This window comes from Rhodococcus sp. 15-649-2-2 (assembly GCF_002258645.1).
In the GTDB taxonomy this organism is placed as follows: domain Bacteria; phylum Actinomycetota; class Actinomycetes; order Mycobacteriales; family Mycobacteriaceae; genus Rhodococcoides.
In genome coordinates, this window is record NZ_NPFM01000031.1 from 761119 (window position 1) to 783563 (window position 22445).

Consider the following 22445-nt stretch of genomic DNA (forward strand, 5'->3'; position numbering starts at 1 on the left):
CTATGGGTTCGATCGATCCGAGCGAGGACGCGTTCTACGCGAGATCCGCCGGAGAGGACAGGGTTCCGCGAATTGCGGTAGCAGCAGCAACCAGAGGCGAGACGAGATGAGTACGACCGCCTTTGCCCTGCCTGCCCTCGAAATTGCGGTTCGAGGTCGACGCCGATCGCTCACCCGCCACCAGTTGGTCCGGATTCATCCCGAGGCACATGGAACATCCAGCCTGGCGCCATTCGGCCCCTGCGGCAGTGAAGATGTCGCCGAGGCCTTCCTCCTCCGCCTGCGCTCGCACCCGCATGGAGCCGGGTACCACCAACATTCGCACTCCCTCGGCAACTCGGTGTCCCTCGAGAACCGACGCAACGGCACGCAGATCCTCGATCCGGCCATTGGTGCAGGAACCGACGAACACGGTGTCGACGGCGATCTCACGGATCGGCGTGCCGGCTTCGAGACCCATGTACTGCAGGGCCTTCTGCGCCGACAATCGCTCGCCCTCGTCGGTCATCGACTCCGGATCGGGCACCGTACTTCCCAGCGGCGCACCCTGACCCGGATTCGTGCCCCACGTGACGAACGGCGTCAACGTATCGGCATCGATGTGGACCTCGTTGTCGAACACTGCATCCGGATCCGTCGCCAGCTCGTTCCACGACGCCACTGCTGCATCCCAGTCGGCTCCCTGCGGTGCGTGCGGGCGACCCTTCAGGTATTCGTAGGTGATGTCGTCGGGTGCGATCATTCCTGCCCTCGCACCGGCTTCGATCGACATGTTGCAGATGGTCATTCGCGCTTCCATCGACAGCTTTCGGATGGCCTCACCGCGGTACTCGAGGACGTAACCCTGCCCGCCGCCGGTACCGATCTGGGCAATGACAGCAAGAATCAGGTCCTTGCTCGTCACGCCGGGTGCCAGTTCACCGTCGACGGTGATCGCCATCGTCTTGAACGGACGCAGAGAAAGAGTCTGTGTGGCCATCACGTGCTCGACCTCGCTCGTACCGATGCCCATGGCGATCGAGCCGAAGGCCCCGTGCGTCGACGTGTGACTGTCCCCGCACACGACGGTCATACCGGGCTGGGTCAAACCCAGCTGGGGTCCGATGATGTGCACGATGCCCTGATCGAGATCGCCCATCGGGTACAGCCGCACTCCGAATTCCTCGCAGTTTCGGCGAAGGGTGTCCACCTGGGTACGCGAGACGAGATCTGCGATGGGGGCGAAGATATCGGCCGTGGGGACATTGTGATCCTCGGTCGCGATCGTCAGATCGGGGCGGCGAAGCCCGCGGCCGGCCAACCGTAGACCGTCGAACGCCTGCGGACTGGTCACCTCGTGCACGAGGTGAAGATCGATGTAGATCAGATCGGGCTCACGAGCGCCGCCTTCTCCTCCGCCTCGGACCACCACGTGCTGGTCCCATACCTTCTCCGCCAAAGTCTTCGGTGTTTCGGACATCGGTGTCGTCGACCTCGCCTTCCTGTCGTCGCGTGGGCGAACTTCGCTGGTTCACCTCGCGTCTCGTCTCGACATCATGCCTCTCGGCACGCAGGAGATCTCACAGTTGTGCAATCTCAGCATTCGGGAGGCTAATATCGTTCTATGAGACAGCATAGCCTGGCCGGCCTCGTCGACAAATCGAGTGGCATCGGTGTACTCGACAAGGCAATGGCGGTGCTGCACGCGGTGGCCGAGAAGCCCTGCAATCTCGGAGATCTGTGCGCTCGCACCGCCCTCCCCCGCGCCACCGCTCACCGACTCGCGGTCGGCCTGGAGACCCACCGACTACTCGTTCGAGATGCCGACGGCCTGTGGCACACCGGGCCGGGCCTCGGGGAACTCGCAGCGAGCGCGTCCGACGCATTGCTCGACGCCGCCGCCTCCGTGCTCCCACGCCTGCGCGAAATCACCGGTGAAAGTGTGCAGATCTATCGGCGGGAAGGAACGGTACGTGTCTGCGTGGCGTCCATGGAGCCCCCGACAGGCCTTCGAGACACAGTGCTCGTCGGTGCGCGGCTGCCGATGACAGCCGGTTCCGGTGCCAAAGTTCTTCTGGCATGGGCAGACTCGCACACTCAAAGAACCGTTCTGCCCGACGCAGAATTCGGCGAGCGCGTCCTCATCGAGGTACGACGCCGCGGCTGGGCGCAGAGCGCGGGCGAGCGCGAACCAGGCGTCGCCAGCGTGGCGGCGCCGGTTCGCGACGGCAACGACACTGTGGTGGCGGCGATCTCGGTATCGGGACCCATCGATCGAATCGGACGCAAGCCCGGTGCGCGCTGGGCCGCGGATCTTCTCGCAGCAGCCGACGCGCTGCACAAGCGTCTCTGACCGATGCTCTCCGGCCACGGTCGGACAGCCGAAAAATTGGCTGAGCGCGCGGCGAGAATGGAGTACCTTCGTCTCGAGCGGCCCCACCGGCCGGTCGTCTACTGCGAGGAGTCACCCATGCCCGAATCCGGCAGTGAAGAATTGAAGAAGAAGTTCCGCGAGGTCCTGGAGCAGAAGAACAGCAAGGCCCACAATTCCGTCGAGCACAAAGACGGTGGACCGAAGGTCAACAGCACCCACGGACCGGCCGACCATCAGAAGATGTTCCGTCGCAAGAGCGTGTGAAGCATCCGGTCCGAAACGACAACACCCTCTCGATCCGAGGATCGAGAGGGTGTTGTCAGTTGTAGCCCCGACGGGATTCGAACCCGCGCTACCGCCTTGAGAGGGCGGCGTCCTAGGCCGCTAGACGACGGGGCCAGGAACTTCACCTGCATTGTTTCGAGCTTGTGAGTGCCGAGTCAGCTTAACTGCCTCGGCACCGGCGACAAAATCGCCACTACCTGCTCGCTGGGGTACCAGGACTCGAACCTAGAATGGCGGTACCAGAAACCGCTGTGTTGCCAATTACACCATACCCCAATGGACTTGAATCGAACTGCTCACCGACATCGGTGTGCACTGCGTTTCGAGCCGGGATAGAGACTATCAAAGGTGCATACCCATTCTCCAAATCGGCTGCTCAGAGCATCCAAAACAACGCTGCGGACCCGCTCCGACAGCGCTCGACCGGCGTCTGTCGCCGATGCACGAGCCCGCACTGCCCCTCGGGTCGCACGTACAGCAGACTTGGTCTCCGTGGCCGCTCGCACACATCGCACAGTCCGATGAAGGTCGTGCTCGTACCTCGCGGCGAGCAGGCGGTACTGACGTATCTCGACGACGACTGTGCGATCCGAGGCGTACCCACCGTGGTCGAGGATCCGGCTGCAGCAGTTGCCGATCTCGAGGCGTCCGAACGGCCGAGATGGGTATGGGAGGACACCAGCCGGATCTACCCTCGTCTCCTCGAACGTGGGATACGCGTGCGCCGTTGCCACGATCTCGCTCTGGTCGGTGCGATTCTGGCGATGCGAACCGGCTCCGCAGCTGCCCCATCCGCACCCGCAGACCTGCGACCGGGACTGTTCGACGCGGATCCGCACTCCGACCCTGCAGCAGTGGTCACCGAGTACCAGCGTCAGTTCGAGCACATCGGTGCCGACCGCGCACTGCACCTACTGGCGGCGGCGGAATCGGCCGGAGGTCTGGCCGCTGCGGAGATGACCCACAGCGGATTGCCGTTCTCGGCAGCGGCGCACCGGCGTCATCTCGAGTCGATGCTCGGGGCCCGTCCGGTCGATGGTTCCCTTCCCCCGGCTCTGGTTCGCCTGGAAAGCGAGATCTCGTCGACGTTCGGCCGACGCGTCAATCCTTCGTCTCCGGTGGAGGTGGTGGCCGCGTTCGCACGCTCCGGAATCGAACTGACATCCACTCGCGCCCACGTCATCCGCGAGATCGATCACCCTGCCGTCCCCCTGCTGTTGCGCCATCGCGATCTCTCCAAATTGCACAGTACGAATGGGTGGACTTGGCTGGACTCGTGGGTGCGGGGCGATCGGTTCCGGCCGGTCTACGTTCCCGGTGCCGTGGTCTCGGGCCGGTGGGCAAGCCGCGGCGGGGGCGGCCTACAGATTCCGAAACCGTTGCGAGCCAGCGTGATCGCCGATCCCGGACATACGTTCGTCGCCGCCGACGCCGGACAACTCGAACCCCGCATTCTCGCGGCGATGTCCGGCGACCCCCGCATGGTTGCCGCTGCCGGTACCGCTGATCTGTACGCACCCGTGGCAGCTGAGTCGTTCGAGGGTGATCGCGGCAAGGCCAAGGTCGCCGTTCTCGGAGTTCTGTACGGCGCGACGTCGGGTGAGGCTCGCGGTCTGCTGACACGGCTGCGGGCCAGGTTCCCCGGTGCGGTGGGACTCGTCGAAGAAGCCGCCCGCGCCGGCGAACGGGGTGAGGTCGTCCGCTCGTGGTTGGGGCGGGCCTGCCCACCGCCGTCGGCGCAGTGGTGGTCCGGTGGTGACGCGCACGCGCGCGGACGATTCACCCGTAACTTCGTGGTACAGGCCACCGCTGCCGAATGGGCGTTGTGCTTGTTGGCCGATCTGCGCGGACGGTTGCGGGACGAGATCGGAGCCGGAAGTAGCGAGCTGGTGTTCTTTCAGCACGACGAAGTGGTGGTGCACTGCCCGACGGTCGATGCAGACCGGGTGTCGGAAGCCGTTGCAGCGGCGGCATTGTCGGCTACCCGGTTGATGTTCGGCGATACGGCCGTGAGGTTTCCGATGGAGACGAGAATCGACCGCTTCTACGGCGTTTCGGCTTCCGAGTCGGAGTCGGAGGCCGACTGAGCACTCGGTGGGTCCTCGAACGTCACCTCGATTTCCTCGAATGCGGTGCTGCGCTGCGCTTCTGCCTGTCCGGTAAAGGTGAGCTTGTCACCCTCGGTCAGTTCCACGTCGTCGGTGAAGGGTGCCAGAAGGGCTCGTGGGAAGAGTCGATCGACGCGAACGACGTTGATCTCGATGCACATCACCACGGACAACGAGGTGACGTACAGAAACGCGAGCAGTCCGAGTACCACGGCGAACACTCCGTTGGTGACGGTCGCATTGCTCACCACGTACTTCACGTAGACGCTGCCGAAACTCTGCAGCAATTGCCAGATGATGCCCGCCGCGATGGCACCCGGCAGGACGTCTCGGATGGACAGGGGCCTGGCGGTCGCCAAGCGGAAGGCAACGACGAACACCGCGACGTACAGGAGGGTGGCCACGGTGAACACGATCGGGCCGGCCTCGGGACCGAAATATCCTGCGGCACTGAGCACATTGACAGCCGTGATCGTGAGGGTCGCGATCCCGACAGTACCGAGCAGGCCCAACCCGCGCACGCGGGCGCGAATCGGATCGGGGCGCACGTTCTTGGGCACTGCCCACGCGGTGTTGGTCGCGTTCTGTAGTGCCACCGACACACCGAGCCCGCCGTAGAGGGATCCGAGTCCACCGACGACCAAACCCACGACACCGCCGCTGATTCGATCCGGCTGACCGAGTTCGTCACCGATCACCGGAATCTGCCCCAGCGCCGAATCGAGGATCTGCTGCTGCAGTTCCGGGCTACCGACCAACACGATGCCCAGAACCGTGGAGAACAACAGGAGCGCGGGAAAAAGCGAGACGAAGGCGTAGTAAGTGATCAGGGCGGCAAGATACCCGCCCTGATCGTCGACGAACTTGTACACCACCGCAATGGGATATCCGAGAACCGGCCGCCTGCGCTGCAGTCGGTCGAGTCGATCGGCGACGCTCATGTGTCGAAATCTCCGACCGAGCGTGACGGCCAGCGACGAACCGCCGTCACGCGATACGAGTGCGTGCGGCAGCCAAGCGAGCGAGGGTCCTCTCGCGGCCGAGCAGTTCCATGGACTCGTAGAGCGGCGGACTGATGTGCGACCCTGTCACTCCGACTCGAACCGGAGCAAAGGCCTTGCGCGGCTTGAGCTCCAGCTTCTCGATCAACGCGTCCTTGAGAGTCGCCTCCAGGTCCGCCGTGGTCCAAGTCTGCAACGCCGTCAGTGCCTCGACAGTGGCGTCGAGAACGGGTGCGGCATCGGGGCCGAGGTTCTTGGCTGCAGCAGCGGGATCGATCTCGAAGTCCGCCTCGTCGACGAACAAGAATTTCAGCAGTCCCCATGCGTCCGACAGCACGACGATGCGGGTCTGCACCAGATCGGCCGCGACGGCGAAGATCTTCTCGTCGACCGGCTCGGTGAGATGGCCTCGAGCGACGAGGTATTCGCGCAAGCGCACCGCGAAATCGTCCGCTGCCAGCATCCTGATGTGCTCGGCGTTGATCGCGTCGGCCTTCTTCTGGTCGAAGCGCGCCGGGTTGGAATTGACCGACGAGATCTCGAACGCCGCCACCATCTCGTCGAGCGAGAAAACATCGTGGTCGTCCGAGATGCCCCAACCGAGAAGGGCGAGGTAGTTCAGCAACCCCTCGGGGATGAATCCCCGATCGCGGTGGATGAAGAGATCGGCTTCGGGGTCACGCTTGGACAGCTTCTTGTTGCCCTGGCCCATCACGAACGGCAGATGCCCGAACTCCGGGGTCCGATCGGCCACGCCGATTCGGATCAGCGCCTCGTAGAGGGCGAGCTGACGAGGAGTCGACGACAGGAGGTCTTCCCCGCGCAGCACATGGGTGATCTTCATCAGTGCGTCGTCGACGGGATTGACCAACGTGTACAGCGGAACTCCGTTACCGCGGGTCAACGCGAAGTCCGGTACGGTTCCCGCCTTGAACGTGGTCTCCCCGCGTACGAGGTCGTTCCAACTCAGATCGTGATCGGGCATACGCAGCCGGACGACGGCTCCACGCCCCTCGTCCAGAAAGCCCTGCCGCTGTTCCGGAGTCAGATCGCGGTCGAAGTTGTCGTAGCCGAGTTTGGGGTCGCGCCCGGCCGCCTTGTGGCGAGCTTCGACTTCCTCGGGCGTGGAAAACGATTCGTAGGCTTCACCGGCGTCGAGCAACTGGCGAACGACGGCCGTGTGCTGATCTCGACGCAAAGACTGACGGTAGGGCTCGTACGGACCGCCCACCTCGGGACCCTCGTCCCAGTCGAGACCGAGCCAGCGCAATGCGTCGAGCAGGGCGGCGTAGGACTCCTCGGAGTCGCGCGCGGCGTCCGTGTCCTCGATGCGAAAGACGAAAGTTCCACCGTGATGCCGGGCGAACGCCCAGTTGAACAGTGCTGTTCGGATCAGTCCGACGTGCGGGGTACCGGTGGGAGACGGGCAGAATCGAACGCGAACGTCTGCTGGAGTGGTCATCGTTGCCCTATTTCTTCGCTGCGACAGGATTGGTCAGGGTACCGATTCCCTCGACGGTGATCGACACACTGTCACCGTCGACGATGGGTCCCACTCCCTCGGGGGTTCCAGTGAGAATGACGTCACCGGGGAGCAGCGTCATCACCGCGGACACCCACTCGATGATCTTCGGAATGTCGTGCAGCAGAAGCGAAGTGCGGCTCCGCTGCTTGACGACACCGTCGACCTCGGTCTTGATCTCCAGATCGGAGGGATCGAGCGAGGTCTCGATCCACGGCCCCAGTGGGCAGAAGGTGTCGTGCCCCTTGGCGCGAGTCCACTGCCCGTCGTTCTTCTGGTGGTCACGGGCCGAGACGTCGTTGGCCACGGTATATCCGAGCACCACCTCGTACGCCTTCGACGCGGGAACATCCTTGCAGGGACGACCGATCACAATGGCCAGTTCACCCTCGTAGTGCACCTCGTTCGAAGACGACGGCAGCACGATGGCCGCACCCGGGCCGACGATGGAGGTGTTCGGCTTGATGAAGATCACGGGGTCCTTCGGTGCCTCACCGCCCATCTCGGCCGCGTGAGCGGCGTAGTTCTTGCCGATGGCGATGACCTTGCTGGCAAGGATGGGCGCGAGCAGTCGGACGTCGGCCAGTGGCCACGACCGACCCGTGAACGTGGGTGTGCCGAAGGGATGTTCGGCGATTTCCTTCGCAGTCTGCGAGTCACCGTCACCTTCGATACTCACGAATGCCACACCATCAGGACTTGCAATTCGACCGAGACGCATGCCGGAAGTCTATCGACCGTCGTTCTCCTCACGTCGATGCCGTCCGATCCGTGGATCGTTCGCCGGTGTAAAGTCTTCGACAAGTTCCACATCTCAAGATGTCCAGTCCACATAGTGGGAAGCTCAGAGAACAGAGAGAGCCGAATGAACACCACCGAGCAGTTGGCCGGCATCGGCGAAGCACGGCGCTGGTTCATGCTCGTACTCGGAATGCTTGCGCAGACTGCAGGTGCCGTCTTCATCAACGGTGCTGCCTTTCTCATACCTTCGCTGCACGACGACCGAGGACTCGGCCTTGCCACGGCAGGATTCGTCGTTGCGATGCCCACCGTCGGCATCATGTTGACCCTCATCGCATGGGGCGTGCTCGTCGACCGGATCGGCGAGCGTCTCGTCCTGGTGATCGGGCTCGGGCTCACTGCCGCCGCGAGTGTCGCTGCAGTGGTCAGCACCTCCATTCCGGTGCTGGCCGTTCTTCTACTGATCGGCGGTATGGCAGCCGCCAGTGCGAACAGCGCGAGCGGACGAGTCGTGGTGGGATGGTTCCCGCCGCATCGCCGTGGATTGGCGATGGGTATCAGGCAGATGTCGGTGCCGCTGGGCGTGGCCGTTGCCGCACTGGCCATCCCACCCATCGCCCGGGACCACGGCGTCGGAGCGGCATTGCTCGTACCCGCCGCCGTGTGCGCAACAGCCGCAGTCCTGTGTCTCGCGGTCGTCGACCCCCCACGTCCGAATCGCACCGATGCGGCGGAGCAGGGTTTGCTCGACAATCCGTACCGAGGCAGCAGACAACTGTGGCGCATTCACGCCACGTCGATCCTGTTGGTGGTCCCGCAGTACGTGGTCTGGACTTACGCGCTCGTCTGGCTGATGACCGACCGAGGATGGACGGCAGCAGCAGCGGGCGTCCTCGTCACGGTGACGCAAATTCTCGGCGCACTGGGCCGGATGAGCGTCGGCGCACTGTCCGATCGGGTCGGCAGCCGCATGCGGCCCCTGCGGTGGGTCGCGGTGACTGCCGCCGTCAGCATGCTCGGACTCGGGGTGGCCGACTGGTTCGACTCCCCCGTCGCGATCGTCATGCTCGTCGTCGCGTCGGTCGCCACCGTTGCCCCGAACGGTCTTGCCTTCACCGCTGTTGCCGAGATATCAGGGCCGTATTGGAGCGGACGCGCCCTCGGCGTGCAGAACACGAGTCAGTATGTGTTCGCGTCGGCCGTGCCGCCGGTGTTCGGGGCACTGGCGGCGGTCAGCTTTCCCATCGCATTCCTGGTGTCGGCGATCTTCCCCGCACTCTCCGTGCCGATCGTCCCCGACGATCCACGTCCCGAGGTTGCCGACGAGAAGGCCGACAGCACCGGCTGATCCAGCACGGCGCTATACCCGAGAAACACGACATGCCACGGTGGCCGGTCGGCCTACCGTGGCATGTCGTGTCGGTCCAGTTACAGGCGAGCGGCGATTCGTGCGCCGATGTCCTTCGTGGACGCGGTGGTGGTTCCTCGCTCGGCGAGGTCCGCTGCGACAGCGGCTTCCACACGCGCCGCTCCTGCCGCGTCGCCGAGATGATCGAGCAGCAGCGACACCGACAGGATGGCAGCGGTCGGATCGGCCTTCTGCTGCCCTGCGATGTCGGGAGCACTGCCGTGCACCGGCTCGAACATGCTCGGATTGGTACCGGTCGCATCGATGTTTCCGCTTGCGGCCAAACCGATTCCGCCGGTCACCGCCGCCGAGAGGTCGGTCACGATATCGCCGAACAGGTTGTCGGTGACGATCACATCGAACCGACCGGGATCGGTGACGAGGTGAATCATGGCGGCATCGATGTGCTGATACGCGACCTCGACGTCCGGAAATTCCGTGGCGACCTCGTCGACCGTGCGAGCCCACAGGCTGCCTGCGAAGGTCAGCACATTGGTCTTGTGCAGCAGCGTCAGATGCTTCCTCCGAGTGAGCGCTCGCTCGAAGCCGTTGCGCACCACCCGCTCCACGCCGTAGCGCGTGTTGACGCTGACCTCGGTAGCGACCTCGTTCGGCGTACCGACCCGAAGCGCACCACCGTTTCCGGTGTAGGGCCCCTCGGTGCCCTCGCGCACGACGACGACGTCGATCTCCTTGTCGCCGGCCAGCGGGCCGACAACTCCGGGATACAGCTTGGCCGGACGCAGATTGATGTGGTGATCGAGCGCGAATCGAGCGCGCAGAAGCAGCCCGCGTTCGAGCACACCACTGGGTACCGACGGATCACCGATGGCTCCCAACAGGATTGCGTCGTGCTCACGCAGTTCCGCCAACACCGAGTCCGGTAGCAGCTCCCCGGTGGCGTTGTAGCGGCGCGCACCGAGGTCGTACTCGGTCTTCTCGGTACCGGGCGCGACCACGTCGAGCACGGCAAGCGCCTCGGCGACGACCTCGGGTCCGATTCCGTCCCCGGCGATGACGGCCAGCTTCATCTCACTCCTCGTAGTTCGTGTTGGTCCGATCGGCTACGAGCGATCAGGACAGGTCGACCAGCTCGATGGTGGATGCACCGACCGCACCGGCGATGCTCGCACTGAGCTCGGCCGGAACGTCCTTGTCGACGCGCAACAGAATCGTTGCGCCGTCACCCTCGGAGTCCTGGCTCAGCGCAGCGGCCTGAATGTCGATTCCGGCGTCGCCGAGCAGCGTGCCGATCCGGCCGAGACTGCCGGGCTGATCCGCGTAGTTCACGATGAGGTTCTTGCCTTCGGCGCGCAGATCGAAGTTGCGACCGTTGATGTTGACGATCTTCTCGACCTGCGTCGTCCCGGTGAGAGTTCCGGCGACGTTCAGGACCGTTCCGTCGCCGTACACGGCCCGGACGTCGACGACGCTGCGGTGGTTCTCACTTTCGGACGCCGTGGTGACCTCGGCGGTGACGCCACGCTCCTCGGCGAGCGACGGAGCGTTGACGAACGTGACCGAGTCCTCGATGACCGCAGAGAACAAGCCCCGCAACGCCGACAGCTTGAGGATCTCGACGTCCTCGGCGGCCAGTTCGCCGCGTACGTCGACCGAGAGCGACGTGGGAAGCTCGGTGGACAGTGCGCCCAGCAGTACGCCCTGCTTGCGCACGATCTCGAGCCACGGCGAGACCTCTTCGCCGACGGCCCCACCCTTGACGTTGACCGCGTCGGGCACGAATTCACCTGCAAGAGCGAGCAACACGGACTTGGCCACATCGGTGCCTGCGCGGTCCTGGGCCTCGGTGGTCGACGCGCCGAGGTGCGGGGTCACGACGACCTGGGGCAGCTCGAACAACGGGCTGTCGGTGCACGGCTCGGAGGCGTAGACGTCGATACCGGCGGCGAAGACATGACCGCTGGTGATGGCGTCGGCCAGCGCCTGCTCGTCGACCAGACCACCGCGAGCGGCGTTGACGACGATGACACCCGGCTTGGTCTTGGCGAGGGCTTCCTTGCCGATGATGCCCTTGGTCTCGGGCGTCTTCGGGAGGTGAACCGAGAACATGTCTGCGCGCTCGAGCAGCTCGTCCAAGCTCACCAGTTCGATGCCGAGCTGCGCCGCGCGGGCAGCGGAGACGTAGGGGTCGTAGGCGATGATGTGGGTTTCGAATGCGGCGAGACGCTGCGCGAACAACTGACCGATGCGGCCGAGGCCCACGACACCGACGGTCTTGCCGAAGATCTCGACACCGTTGAACTTGCTGCGCTTCCACTCGTGCTGACGCAGGGTGGCGTCGGCAGCGGGAATCTGACGCGCGGCCGCGAGGAGCAACGTGACTGCGTGCTCGGCGGCGGTGTGAATGTTGGAGGTCGGTGCGTTGACGACGAGGACGCCGCGCTCGGTGGCTGCGGGTACGTCGACGTTGTCCAGGCCGACGCCGGCGCGGGCGACGATCTTGAGATTGGTCCCGGCAGCGAGCACCTCGGCGTCGACCGTGGTCGCGGAACGCACGAGGATCGCGTCGGCCTCGGGAACCGCGGCGAGCAACGCGGGACGATCCGGGCCGTCGACCCAACGGACCTCGACGCCGTCACCCAGTGCCTCGACGGTGGACTGCGCAAGTTTGTCGGCGATCAGAACGACAGGACGGCCTGGCTGGCTCACGTGAAGAACTCCCTAAGTCGGTTCGAGACTGTTGTCGGTGAAAATTCGGAGCTGGTGCAGCAGAAACAGTTTAGTGGCCGGCGACGTCGAGCTGCGACGCCACCGTCGGGCACGCACCGAAGGGCACCGCCACCTTGTGTAGCGGTGCCCTTCGATCAGTGTGCGTGCGAACGCGATTCGGCGAGAATCATGCCGTTTCGGTGATCGGACGATCGACCCAGCTCATCAGGTCGCGCAGCTTCTTGCCGGTGACCTCGATGGGGTGCTCGGCGTTGGCCTTGCGCAGGCCTTCGAGCTCGGTGTTGCCGTTCTCGACGTTGGCGACCAGGCGACGAGTGAACTCACCCGACTGGATGTCGGCCAGAATTGCCTTCATGCGCTCCTTGGTACCTGCGTCGATGACGCGAGGTCCCGAGAGGTAGCCGCCGAACTCCGCGGTGTCGGACACCGAGTAGTTCATGCGAGCGATGCCGCCCTCGTACATGAGGTCGACGATGAGCTTGAGCTCGTGCAGCACCTCGAAGTACGCCATCTCGGGGGCGTAGCCGGCCTCGACCATGACCTCGAAGCCGGTCTTGACGAGCTCCTCGGTGCCACCGCACAGCACGGCCTGCTCACCGAAGAGGTCGGTCTCGGTCTCTTCCTTGAACGTGGTCTTGATGACGCCTGCGCGGGTTCCGCCGATGCCCTTGGCCCACGACAGTGCGAGGGCCTGGCCCTCACCCTTCGGGTCCTGGTCGATGGCGATGAGCGCGGGAACGCCCTTGCCGTCGACGAACTGGCGACGCACGAGGTGGCCGGGGCCCTTGGGTGCGACCATGCCGACGGTGACGAACTCCGGAGCCTTGATCAGGTCGAAGTGGATGTTGAGGCCGTGGCCGAAGAACAGCGCGTCGCCGTCCTTCAGGTTGGGCTCGATCTCCTCGGAGAAGATCTTGGCCTGAGCGGTATCGGGTGCGAGCACCATGATCACGTCTGCCCACTCGGACACCTCGGCGGGCGTACCGACCTTCAGGCCCTGCTCCTCCGCCTTGGCGCGGGACTTCGAGCCTGCCGCCAGGCCGATGCGAACATCGACGCCGGAGTCGCGCAGGCTCAGCGAGTGCGCGTGGCCCTGGCTTCCGTATCCGATCACAGCGACCTTACGGCCCTGGATGATCGACAGATCAGCATCGTCGTCGTAGAACATCTCGACTGCCACTGGTTGTTACCTTTCCTCTTGGGTTTTACGCGTGTTCGTCACCGGGGCCGCTACCGCGACGCAGTGATCGATTTCGGTCCACGTCCGACGGCAACGACTCCCGACTGAACTATTTCTCGAATTCCATAGGGGTCCAACATCTTCAGCAACGCATCGAGCTTCGAGCGGGTGCCCGTCGCTTCGACCGTGACTGCCTCGGGCGAGACATCGATCACCTTGGCGCGGAACAGGTTCACCGTTTCGATGACCTCGCTGCGGACGCTGGCGTCGGCTCGGACCTTGATCAGCACCAACTCGCGAGCCACCGAGGAATCGTCGTCCTGCTCGACGATCTTGATGACGTTGATGAGCTTGTTGAGCTGCTTGGTCACCTGCTCGAGCGGGAATTCGTCGACGGTCACGACGATGGTCATGCGTGAGATGTCGGGAATCTCGGTTCCGCCGACGGCGAGCGAGGAGATGTTGAAGCCGCGACGCGAGAACAGTGCGGCGACGCGGGCCAGCACACCTGGCTTGTCCTCGACGAGAACGCTGAGGGTATGGCTCGTGCTCACAGGTCGGTGCCTTTCACGTCGTTGTTCATCGGGTGCGGCGCCTGCTCGCGTTCCATCGCGTCGTCGATTCCCGGCTCGCTGCCCACGGTCTCGTCCTCGTCGAACAGCGGCCGAATTCCGCGGGCGGCCATGATCTCGTCGTTGCCCGTTCCGGCGGCCACCATCGGCCACACCTGGGCATCGGCACCGACGATGAAGTCGATGACGACCGGACGATCGTTGATCGCGCGTGCCTGAGCGATCACGGCATCGACGTCCTCTTCCCGCTCGCACCGCAGACCGACGCAGCCCAATGCCTCGGCAAGCTTGACGAAATCGGGGATACGGACGGCACCGTGCGTACCGAGGTTGGTGTTGGAGTAGCGCTCCTCGTAGAACAAGGTCTGCCACTGCCGAACCATGCCGAGGTTGCCGTTGTTGATGAGCGCGACCTTGATCGGGATGCCCTCGACCGCGCAGGTTGCGAGCTCCTGGTTGGTCATCTGGAAACAGCCGTCACCGTCGATGGCCCACACCTCGGCGTCGGGCAGGCCCATCTTGGCTCCCATGGCGGCCGGAACCGCGTACCCCATCGTGCCGAGGCCACCCGAGTTGAGCCACGTGCGCGGCTTCTCGTAGTTGATGAACTGCGCGGCCCACATCTGGTGCTGGCCGACACCGGCACAGTAGATCGCGTCGGGACCGGCGAACTTGCCGACCGAGGAGATCACGAACTCGGGAGACATGGAACCGTCGGACGGACGGTCGTAGCTCAACGGGTACGTCTTGCGGATGCCGTCGAGGTAGACCCACCACTGCTCGAGATCGAGAGTCGTTCCGGTCGCGCGATCGGCCCGCAGAGCCTCGATCAGCTCGGTGATGACCTCGCCGCAGTCGCCCACGATCGGCACGTCCGCGTACCGGTTCTTACCGATCTCGGCGGGGTCGATGTCGGCGTGGATGACCTTGGCATCCGGTGCGAAGGACGAGAGTTGACCGGTGACGCGGTCGTCGAACCGGGCACCGAGCGTGATCAGCAGATCGCTGCGCTGCAGAGCAGCGACCGCAGCGACCGTGCCGTGCATACCGGGCATGCCCAGGTTCAGCTGGTGGGTGTCGGGAAACGCCCCACGCGCCATCAGCGTGGTGACAACCGGAATGCCGGTCAGTTCGGCGAGCTCGAGCAGTTCTGCCGAGGCGTTCGCCTTGATGACGCCGCCGCCGACGTACAGCACCGGCTGCTTGGCATCGGCGATGTAGCGCGCTGCTTCACGAACCTGCTTGCCGTGCGGCTTGGTGACCGGGCGGTACCCGGGCAGACGCATTTCCGGTGGCCACGAGAACGTGGTCTGTGCCTGCAGCACGTCCTTCGGAATGTCGACGAGCACGGCTCCGGGACGACCCGAGGCCGCGATGTAGAACGCCTCGGCCATGATGCGCGGAATGTCAGCGCCGTCGGTGATCAGGAAGTTGTGCTTGGTGATGGGCATCGTGATACCCGAGATATCGGCTTCCTGGAAGCCGTCGGTGCCGATGAGGCTGCGCGCGACCTGACCGGTGATCGCGACGATGGGCACCGAGTCCATCTGCGCATCGGCCAACGGGGTGACGAGGTTGGTCGCACCCGGGCCGGAGGTCGCCATGCAGACGCCGACCTTGCCCGTCGCCTGGGCGTAGCCGGTCGCGGCGTGGCCTGCACCCTGCTCGTGACGCACCAACACATGGCGCACCTTGACGGAGTCGAAGAGCGGGTCGTAGACCGGGAGAACCGCGCCACCGGGAATGCCGAATACGGTGTCGACGTCGAGTTCTTCGAGGGCTCGAACGACCGACTGTGCGCCGGAGACCTTCTCGGGCGCGACGTGACGTCGCGATCCGTTGGTCGCCGCTTCTGCGGACGGGCTGCTGGTCGACGGGCTTGCGGCCGGCCCCGACTTACGAGTCGTGGGCCCCGGGCGTGCGGTTGGTGCGCTCACTGATTGCTTCCTCAGGAATGTGAAATTGCTGGGCGATCTCTGGGCAAGAAAAAACCCCCGTCAGCGAGTGCTGTACGAGGGTGGCGCGTCGATGCGAGTTTGAACAACCGGCTCAGGCGTTGACGCGCCGGCCGATTACGAGTATCCAATTCCGCTTCACGCGCTCGACGGTAGGCGCGCGCACAGGGAAGAGTCAAACTCGTCACGACGCAATCCCATTATGTGAGATCGCGTAGATGCAATGCGAAGATGAATGGGTGTCGTCTCCGCAGCAGTCCGAACCACCTCGGCCATCATCCCACACTGCCTCCGAGGCACCGAACGGTGCCGAGGGTCAGCAACCGCCGACCACGCAGGTCATTCGCATGCCGCGCCTTGCACTGCTCGGCGTGGCGCTGCTGCTGTTCGGCACAGCACTGCCGGCGTTCAGCTGGCCTGCGGCTCTGGGCTGGCTGCTGATCCTGCCGGTCGTTGCGTTCGTCTGGGTGCTTCGGGTGCGCACTGTCGTCACTCCGGACGCGATCACCGCTCGACGGTTCGTGGGTTCGGACGTGATCGACTGGAATTCGGTGACGGGTCTGCATTTCCCGGATCGCCGCTGGGCGCGCGTCGTCCTGAGCGACAAGAGCGAGAAGTCGCTGCCGCTGGTGCGGTTCGATCTCCTCCCCCAACTCGCGGCTGCCAGCGGCGGCCGCATCACCGATCCGTACGCCGCTGCCGCTGCTGCAGAAGACAAGGCCCGAGCGGAAGCCGACGACGCCGAGGGCGAGCAGGCACCGACCGACCGGTAGCCGACGGCGAGTAGCCTCGTCCGTGCGAGAAACCGCTGCAACGAACGAGGACTACGCACATGCCGCCGCTACGCTCACGGGTCACCACTGTCGGACGCAACGCCGCGGGCGCACGCTCGCTGTGGCGCGCCACCGGAATGACCGATTCGGATTTCGGTAAACCCATCGTCGCCATCGCGAACTCGTACACCCAGTTCGTCCCGGGCCACGTGCACCTGAAGAACGTGGGCGAGATCGTCGCCGACGCCGTCCGCGCGGCCGGTGGCGTTCCCCGTGAATTCCACACGATCGCCGTCGACGACGGCATCGCCATGGGCCACGGCGGCATGCTGTACTCGCTGCCCAGCCGCGAGATCATCGCCGATTCCGTCGAGTACATGGCCAACGCGCACACCGCCGACGCGCTGGTGTGCATCTCCAACTGCGACAAGATCACTCCCGGCATGCTCAATGCCGCCATGCGCCTGAACATCCCGGCCGTCTTCGTCTCGGGCGGACCGATGGAGGCGGGTAAGGCCGTCGTCGTCGGCGGCGTCGCGCAGGCACCGACCGACCTGATCACCGCGATCTCCGCCAGCGCGAACGACGCGGTGTCCGAAGAAGGCCTCGACGAGGTCGAGCGCAGCGCGTGCCCCACGTGCGGTTCCTGCTCCGGCATGTTCACGGCTAACTCGATGAACTGCCTGACCGAGGCGCTCGGCCTGGCATTGCCCGGCAACGGTTCCACCCTGGCCACTCACGAGGCCCGCCGAGCGCTGTTCACCCGCGCCGGCACCACCATCGTCCAGGCAGCGCTGAAGTACTACCGCGACGAGGACGAGTCCGTTCTCCCCCGCAACATCGCCACGCCGGCCGCGTTTCGCAATGCCATGGCACTCGACGTGGCGATGGGCGGCTCGACCAACACGGTGCTGCACACCCTCGCTGCCGCGCAGGAAGGTGAGGTCGACTTCGACCTCGAGACCATCGACGCCATCAGCCGCAAGGTCCCCTGCCTGGCAAAGGTCTCCCCCAATTCCGATTACCACATGGAAGACGTGCACCGCGCCGGCGGAATTCCGGCTCTGCTCGGCGAACTGCGTCGCGCGAACCTGCTCGAAACCGACGTCTCGACCGTGCACACGAAGAGCTTCGACGAGTGGCTCGACACCTGGGACATCCGATCAGGAAAGGCGTCCGACGAAGCAGTCGAGTTGTTCCATGCTGCGCCCGGTGGCGTCCGCACCGTCGAGCCGTTCTCCACCAGCAACCGCTGGTCGTCTCTCGACACCGACGCCGCCGGCGGCTGCATCCGCGATCTCGAGCATGCGTACACGGTCGAAGGTGGCCTGGTGGTGCTGCGCGGCAACATCGCAGTCGACGGTGCCATCCTCAAGACCGCAGGCATCGACGAGGACCTGTTCGCCTTCCAGGGCCCGGCTCTGGTCGTCGAATCGCAGGAAGAGGCCGTCTCCGCCATCCTGCAGAAGAAGATCCAACCCGGCGACGTGCTGGTCGTTCGCTACGAGGGACCCAAGGGCGGCCCGGGCATGCAGGAGATGCTGCACCCGACGGCGTTTCTGAAGGGTGCCGGCCTGGGCAAGGTCTGCGCGCTGATCACCGACGGCCGCTTCTCCGGCGGAACCTCGGGCCTGTCCATCGGGCACATCTCGCCCGAGGCCGCAGCCGGCGGAGTCATCGGGCTCGTCGAGAACGGTGACCAGGTTCGGATCGACGTCGCCTCCCGCACCCTCGAAATTCTGGTGGACGACGAGACCCTCGAGACGCGCCGAGCGAAGATGCTCGCGTCCGAGCGTCCGTGGCAGCCGGTGGACCGCCAGCGCACGGTCACGACCGCCCTGCGCGCGTATGCGGCCTTGGCGACGTCGGCCGACAAGGGTGCCGTCCGCTACGTGCCCTGAGAACAACAGAACCCATGTGCGTGGTGCTACGAAGTGCCACGCACATGGGTTCGATCGGTATCGGGAATCAGCGAACGACGGGATTGGCTCCGTTGAGGAAGATCCAGATGCAGACGCCTGCGGCGATGCCGACGACGAGTGCCAGCAGCGATCCGATTCGCGGTCGAGTGGCCCACCCGCGGCGACCGTCGAAGGCGATCTTTCCCGGGCCCGTGAGAATGATTGCGGCCGCGGCGAAACCGAGAACGGTCTCGTACTCGACGCCGCTGCTACCGGAGAACTGCAACCCGGGCTCTGCGGCCTGCTTGAAGCACCACGCGTTGATGATGGTCGCGAGCACGGCTGCACCCGCAAGCGGTGTCGCCAGACCGAGGATCAACAACGCGCCGCCGAGCGTCTCCCCCGCAGCAGCCGCGATCGCGAGAATCTCCGAGTAGCGAAAGCCCGAGGTCTCCAGCAGATTCTGGAATCCGTCGAGTCCCGGCCCATTCCACAGGCCGACCAGTTTCTGCAGGCCGTGACCGAGGAATACCGCCCCTATCGCCACGCGCAGGACGAACAGGCCGAGATCGGTGCTACCGCGACGAGCAGGAACCTCGACGGTCTCGGTACGAACCTCGGGCTCGGGGGTGACTGCAGCTCTGGGCGCTGCGGCTCCCGCACCCGCCGAGGTGCCGAGGTACTCGGTGGAGTGATCGGAGTATGCGGTCGAGGACGTGCTGTCGGCCGACGCACCGGTGGTGGGCGAATCGGCGTAAACCGACGGCCGATAGGCCTGGATCTTCTCGGTCGGTTGCGCGTCGGTCGACCTCGTATCGGACGAACGTGCGTCGGACGAACGTGCGTCGGACGAACGTGCGTCGGACGTCGACGAGTACGGGAAGTCGAGCTCGTCGTCGGTTCGAGGCAATCGATCCGAACGCTGGGCACCGAACGCAGCGGTCGATGCGCCGGAGGTATCGGCTCGGTCCGAGGCGGATGTACCGGACGCAGAGCGCGAGGGTGGGATCTGTTCGGTGGGATTGTCGTACGGGCTCTCGGCCGGTTCGTACGACTGGTCCGGCCGGTTGGGGTCGCGCGGTGTATCGGTCACCTCCCCACAGTAGAGCCGATATGCGCCGATTCCCCTCATGGCCGCGTGGCGAGTCCGCACCCCTGTTCCGTACCGTTCGAAGGATGAAGCCGGTCGGAGCGTCACCTCGAAGTGCCACTGCCGCTGTCGTCGCACTCTCCATGACGGCCGCCATGCTCGCCGGGTGCGCCCGCTTCGACGACTCGAATTCGTCGCCGTTCACCCCTGCACCCGAGGTCGGTGCCGCCGAGTTGCAACCGACGACCCCCAGCGAGGCACCGCCGTCGTCGGATCCGAATGCTCCGCCCCCGCCGTCGGGACCCTGCGTCGATCCCGACGCGTCGGTGATCGCGACGTGCCTGGACACCACCGGCGGCCTCGTGGCACTGCCCGACGGACAGAGCGCGCTGGTGGCCGAACGCAGAACCGGTCGCATCATGGAGGTCGCGGCCGGCCGAACACCGCTCGAGGTGGCCCGGATCGCGGTCGATGGCACCGGTGATGGAGGACTACTCGATATCGCGCTCTCCCCCACCTACACCGAGGACAGGCTGCTCTACGCCCTCGTCACCACGCCCTCGGACACCAGAGTGGTTCGGCTCGCTCCCGGTGACGTCCCCAAGGACATCTTGACCGGCATTCCTCGCGGCACGACGGGCAATCGTGGGTCGATCGACTTCTACACCCCGACCGAGCTGCTCGTCCTCACCGGCGACAACGGCGACCCGGCCGCAGCCCAGAATCCGGATTCCCTGTCCGGCAAGCTGTTACGGGTGACGTCGTTGTCCCCGACGTCCAATCCCCCGCGTCCGCAGATCGCACTGAGTGGAATCGGGACGGCAGGCGATGTGTGCACCGACGGCGCCGGGAACATCTATGTCACCGACCGCACAGCGATCGAAGACCGCTTGCAGCGCATCGACAAACTCGGCGCGGTGTTCTCGCCGGTGTGGACGTGGCCGGACCGCCCCGGCGTGGCCGGGTGTGCAGCAGGCGACGGCGGTGTGGCTGTAGCCCTCACGACAGCGAAAGCTGTTGCAGCACTGACCACCGATGCAAACACCGGAGCCGTATCGGCCGAACCGACGCTGCTGATCCAAGACCGTTACGGACAGCTGAACGGGGCAACGAGCTCGGCGGACGGTCAGATTCTGGTGGGAACGGTGAACAAGAACGGCGCGGAGCCCGGCCCCACCGACGACCGCGTCGTCAAGGTGCCCTTCCCCGGTGGAGGCGGAGGCGGAGTCGACTGATCTATAGACGACTGCGGCCGAGCGCAATCGCGCTCGGCCGCAGTCTTTTTCGACGATCAGGACTGGCCGCAGGCCTCGAGCACGAGCTCCTTGACGCGGGCCGCGTCGGCTTGACCGCGTGTCGCCTTCATCACCGCACCCACGATGGCCCCGGCAGCTTGAACCTTGCCGCTGCGGATCTTCTCCACCACACCAGGATTGGCGGCAAGTGCCTCGTCGACGGCGGCCTGGAGCTTCGTGTCGTCTTTCTCCAGCACGAGGTTGCGGTCGGACATGACCTGAGCCGGCTCGCCCTCGCCTGCCAGCACCCCGTCCACCACCTGACGAGCACCGTTGTTGTTGAGCTTGCCGTCCGAGACCAACGCGGCCACTTCCGCCACCTGCGCCGGAGTGATCGCCAGATCGGCCAGCTCCACTCCGGCCACATTGGCTTGCTGCGACAGGTACGACACCCACCAGGACCGCGCGGCCTGCGGAGACGCACCGGCATCCACCGTTGCCGCAACGAGCTCGAGCGCCCCGGAGTTCACCAGGTCGCGCATTTCCTCGTCGGAGACGCCCCAATCCTTCTGGATCCGGCCGCGTCGCAGCCACGGAAGCTCGGGCAGGGTCCCGCGGAGCTCCTCGATCCAGTCCGCGTTCGGGGCGACTGGCGCAAGATCGGGCTCGGGGAAGTACCGGTAGTCCTCCGCGGTCTCCTTCTTGCGGCCCGGGGTGGTGGTGCCGTCGGATTCCTGGAAGTGGCGAGTCTCCTGCGTCACCTCTCCGCCGGCTTCGAGAACCGCTGCCTGACGGCGCATCTCGTACCGAACGGCAACCTCGACGCTCTTGAGCGAGTTGACGTTCTTCGTCTCGGTGCGGGTGCCGAATTCGGTGGCGGTCTTCCTCATCAACGACACGTTGGCGTCACAGCGCAGCGACCCCTGATCCATCCGTACATCGGACACGTTCAGTGACTTCAACAGATCTCGGAGTGCGGTGACGTAGGCGCGTGCCACTTCGGGCGCGCGCGCTCCGGTCCCCGTGATCGTCTTCGTCACGATCTCCACCAACGGCACACCGGCACGGTTGTAATCGAGCAGCGAATGCGACGCCCCCTCGATGCGGCCGGTCGCTCCGCCGACATGCGTCGACTTGCCGGTGTCCTCTTCCATGTGCGCGCGTTCGATCTCGACGCGGAACGTGCTGCCGTCGTCGAGCAGAACATCGAGGTAGCCCTCGGTGGCGATGGGCTCGTCGTACTGCGAAATCTGATAGTTCTTCGGCTGATCCGGGTAGAAGTAGTTCTTGCGAGCGAACCGACCCCACGGAGTGATCGAGCAATTGAGCGCCAACCCGATACGGATCGCAGATTCCACGGCAGCGGCGTTGACCACCGGTAGCGCGCCGGGAAGGCTCAGGCACACCGGGCACACCTGAGTGTTGGGCTCGGCACCGAACGCGGTGGGGCAACCGCAGAACATCTTGGTCTCCGTACCCAGCTCCACGTGGACCTCCATGCCCAACACGGGGTCGAACGTGGCGAGCACATCGTCGTAATCGATCAGATCGACGGTTGCAGCAGTCATGGTCCGTAGTTTATGCATTGCATACGACGCGCGAGTAACCACGTGCACTGGTTACCGTGCAC

General features: G+C 65.1%; 18 protein-coding genes and 2 tRNA genes. 7 read left to right on the forward strand and 13 right to left on the reverse strand.

Going from position 1 to position 22445, the window contains the following annotated elements; genetic code table 11:
- Positions 1 to 34: 34 nt before the first annotated feature.
- Positions 35 to 1459 (reverse strand): 3-isopropylmalate dehydratase large subunit, encoded by a 1425-nt coding sequence (gene leuC, locus CH305_RS24325; RefSeq protein ID WP_032403158.1) that lies wholly within the window; start codon positions 1457 to 1459, stop codon positions 35 to 37.
- 144 nt (positions 1460 to 1603) lie between these two features.
- Here leuC and CH305_RS24330 point away from each other — a divergent pair, with 144 nt between their 5' ends.
- Positions 1604 to 2332: an IclR family transcriptional regulator gene (locus tag CH305_RS24330; protein WP_032403157.1), complete on the forward strand. Its 729-nt coding sequence runs from the start codon at positions 1604 to 1606 to the stop codon at positions 2330 to 2332.
- 117 nt (positions 2333 to 2449) lie between these two features.
- On the forward strand, positions 2450 to 2617 hold the full coding sequence (locus tag CH305_RS29195; protein ID WP_165430210.1) for a DUF5302 domain-containing protein: 168 nt from the start codon (positions 2450 to 2452) through the stop codon (positions 2615 to 2617).
- Between the two features lie 62 nt (positions 2618 to 2679).
- On the opposite strand, the gene CH305_RS24340 is transcribed toward CH305_RS29195, so the two are convergent.
- Positions 2680 to 2752 (reverse strand) — tRNA-Glu (locus tag CH305_RS24340).
- A gap of 90 nt (positions 2753 to 2842) precedes the next feature.
- Positions 2843 to 2914: transfer RNA gene (locus CH305_RS24345), tRNA-Gln, on the reverse strand.
- A gap of 245 nt (positions 2915 to 3159) precedes the next feature.
- On the opposite strand from CH305_RS24345, the gene CH305_RS24350 reads away from it, so the two are divergent.
- Entirely contained in the window at positions 3160 to 4725 is a 1566-nt protein-coding gene (locus CH305_RS24350) for a bifunctional 3'-5' exonuclease/DNA polymerase (RefSeq protein WP_094705084.1), read from the forward strand.
- Here CH305_RS24350 and CH305_RS24355 read toward each other — a convergent pair.
- From CH305_RS24355 to CH305_RS24365, 3 genes are read right to left on the reverse strand one after another with little or no spacing between them, the layout of a single operon-like run.
- Entirely contained in the window at positions 4683 to 5687 is a 1005-nt protein-coding gene (locus CH305_RS24355; RefSeq protein WP_037155627.1) for a YihY/virulence factor BrkB family protein, read from the reverse strand. The genes CH305_RS24350 and CH305_RS24355 overlap by 43 nt on opposite strands.
- A gap of 46 nt (positions 5688 to 5733) precedes the next feature.
- Complete coding sequence (gene gltX / locus CH305_RS24360; protein WP_094705086.1) at positions 5734 to 7209, reverse strand: glutamate--tRNA ligase; 1476 nt, start codon at positions 7207 to 7209, stop codon at positions 5734 to 5736.
- Positions 7210 to 7216: 7 nt separating this feature from the next.
- Complete coding sequence (locus tag CH305_RS24365; RefSeq protein WP_032377001.1) at positions 7217 to 7990, reverse strand: fumarylacetoacetate hydrolase family protein; 774 nt, start codon at positions 7988 to 7990, stop codon at positions 7217 to 7219.
- A 36-nt stretch (positions 7991 to 8026) separates the two neighbouring features.
- On the opposite strand from CH305_RS24365, the gene CH305_RS24370 reads away from it, so the two are divergent.
- On the forward strand, positions 8027 to 9358 hold the full coding sequence (locus CH305_RS24370; protein WP_373454580.1) for an MFS transporter: 1332 nt from the start codon (positions 8027 to 8029) through the stop codon (positions 9356 to 9358).
- 80 nt (positions 9359 to 9438) lie between these two features.
- Here the strand turns inward: CH305_RS24370 and CH305_RS24375 are convergent, their stop codons facing one another.
- The 5 genes from CH305_RS24375 to CH305_RS24395 form a co-directional block, all read right to left on the reverse strand.
- Positions 9439 to 10449 carry a 3-isopropylmalate dehydrogenase gene (locus tag CH305_RS24375; protein WP_094610567.1) on the reverse strand — a complete coding sequence of 337 codons (1011 nt, stop codon included), beginning with the start codon at positions 10447 to 10449 and terminating at the stop codon, positions 9439 to 9441.
- Between the two features lie 43 nt (positions 10450 to 10492).
- The gene (gene serA, locus CH305_RS24380) at positions 10493 to 12088 is read right to left on the reverse strand and encodes a phosphoglycerate dehydrogenase (protein WP_032403151.1); all 1596 of its coding nucleotides are present in this window, start codon (positions 12086 to 12088) and stop codon (positions 10493 to 10495) included.
- A gap of 187 nt (positions 12089 to 12275) precedes the next feature.
- Entirely contained in the window at positions 12276 to 13277 is a 1002-nt protein-coding gene (ilvC, locus tag CH305_RS24385) for a ketol-acid reductoisomerase (RefSeq protein ID WP_170944858.1), read from the reverse strand.
- 62 nt (positions 13278 to 13339) lie between these two features.
- Positions 13340 to 13843, reverse strand: a complete 504-nt coding sequence (ilvN, locus tag CH305_RS24390) for an acetolactate synthase small subunit (protein WP_008717436.1) — start codon at positions 13841 to 13843, stop codon at positions 13340 to 13342.
- The gene (locus CH305_RS24395; protein ID WP_032376997.1) at positions 13840 to 15798 is read right to left on the reverse strand and encodes an acetolactate synthase large subunit; all 1959 of its coding nucleotides are present in this window, start codon (positions 15796 to 15798) and stop codon (positions 13840 to 13842) included. The genes ilvN and CH305_RS24395 overlap by 4 nt, the downstream gene beginning before the upstream one ends.
- Positions 15799 to 16163: 365 nt before the next feature.
- Between CH305_RS24395 and CH305_RS24400 the strand changes: the two genes are divergently transcribed.
- Together CH305_RS24400 and ilvD are read left to right on the forward strand one after the other, a co-directional pair.
- Complete coding sequence (locus tag CH305_RS24400) at positions 16164 to 16589, forward strand: PH domain-containing protein (protein ID WP_032403586.1); 426 nt, start codon at positions 16164 to 16166, stop codon at positions 16587 to 16589.
- Positions 16590 to 16648: 59 nt separating this feature from the next.
- The gene (ilvD, locus tag CH305_RS24405; protein WP_032403150.1) at positions 16649 to 18490 is read left to right on the forward strand and encodes a dihydroxy-acid dehydratase; all 1842 of its coding nucleotides are present in this window, start codon (positions 16649 to 16651) and stop codon (positions 18488 to 18490) included.
- Between the two features lie 67 nt (positions 18491 to 18557).
- On the opposite strand, the gene CH305_RS24410 is transcribed toward ilvD, so the two are convergent.
- Positions 18558 to 19583, reverse strand: a complete 1026-nt coding sequence (locus CH305_RS24410; protein ID WP_256983979.1) for a DoxX family protein — start codon at positions 19581 to 19583, stop codon at positions 18558 to 18560.
- Between the two features lie 83 nt (positions 19584 to 19666).
- Here CH305_RS24410 and CH305_RS24415 point away from each other — a divergent pair, with 83 nt between their 5' ends.
- Positions 19667 to 20815, forward strand: coding sequence for a sorbosone dehydrogenase family protein (locus CH305_RS24415; protein ID WP_094610569.1), 1149 nt, complete (start codon positions 19667 to 19669; stop codon positions 20813 to 20815).
- Positions 20816 to 20871: 56 nt separating this feature from the next.
- Here the strand turns inward: CH305_RS24415 and gatB are convergent, their stop codons facing one another.
- Positions 20872 to 22383, reverse strand: coding sequence for an Asp-tRNA(Asn)/Glu-tRNA(Gln) amidotransferase subunit GatB (gene gatB / locus CH305_RS24420; protein ID WP_094705088.1), 1512 nt, complete (start codon positions 22381 to 22383; stop codon positions 20872 to 20874).
- Between the last annotated feature and the right edge of the window lie 62 nt (positions 22384 to 22445).

Coding starts and splice junctions, on each gene's coding strand:
- leuC (WP_032403158.1), bottom strand. CDS start 1,459: ATGTCCGAAACACCGAAGACTTTGGCGGAGAAGGTATGGGACCAGCAC.
- CH305_RS24330 (WP_032403157.1), top strand. CDS start 1,604: ATGAGACAGCATAGCCTGGCCGGCCTCGTCGACAAATCGAGTGGCATC.
- CH305_RS29195 (WP_165430210.1), top strand. CDS start 2,450: ATGCCCGAATCCGGCAGTGAAGAATTGAAGAAGAAGTTCCGCGAGGTC.
- CH305_RS24350 (WP_094705084.1), top strand. CDS start 3,160: ATGAAGGTCGTGCTCGTACCTCGCGGCGAGCAGGCGGTACTGACGTAT.
- CH305_RS24355 (WP_037155627.1), bottom strand. CDS start 5,687: ATGAGCGTCGCCGATCGACTCGACCGACTGCAGCGCAGGCGGCCGGTT.
- gltX (WP_094705086.1), bottom strand. CDS start 7,209: ATGACCACTCCAGCAGACGTTCGCGTTCGATTCTGCCCGTCTCCCACC.
- CH305_RS24365 (WP_032377001.1), bottom strand. CDS start 7,990: ATGCGTCTCGGTCGAATTGCAAGTCCTGATGGTGTGGCATTCGTGAGT.
- CH305_RS24370 (WP_373454580.1), top strand. CDS start 8,027: ATGCCGTCCGATCCGTGGATCGTTCGCCGGTGTAAAGTCTTCGACAAG.
- CH305_RS24375 (WP_094610567.1), bottom strand. CDS start 10,449: ATGAAGCTGGCCGTCATCGCCGGGGACGGAATCGGACCCGAGGTCGTC.
- ilvC (WP_170944858.1), bottom strand. CDS start 13,277: ATGTTCTACGACGACGATGCTGATCTGTCGATCATCCAGGGCCGTAAG.
- CH305_RS24400 (WP_032403586.1), top strand. CDS start 16,164: ATGCCGCGCCTTGCACTGCTCGGCGTGGCGCTGCTGCTGTTCGGCACA.
- ilvD (WP_032403150.1), top strand. CDS start 16,649: ATGCCGCCGCTACGCTCACGGGTCACCACTGTCGGACGCAACGCCGCG.
- CH305_RS24415 (WP_094610569.1), top strand. CDS start 19,667: ATGAAGCCGGTCGGAGCGTCACCTCGAAGTGCCACTGCCGCTGTCGTC.
- gatB (WP_094705088.1), bottom strand. CDS start 22,383: ATGACTGCTGCAACCGTCGATCTGATCGATTACGACGATGTGCTCGCC.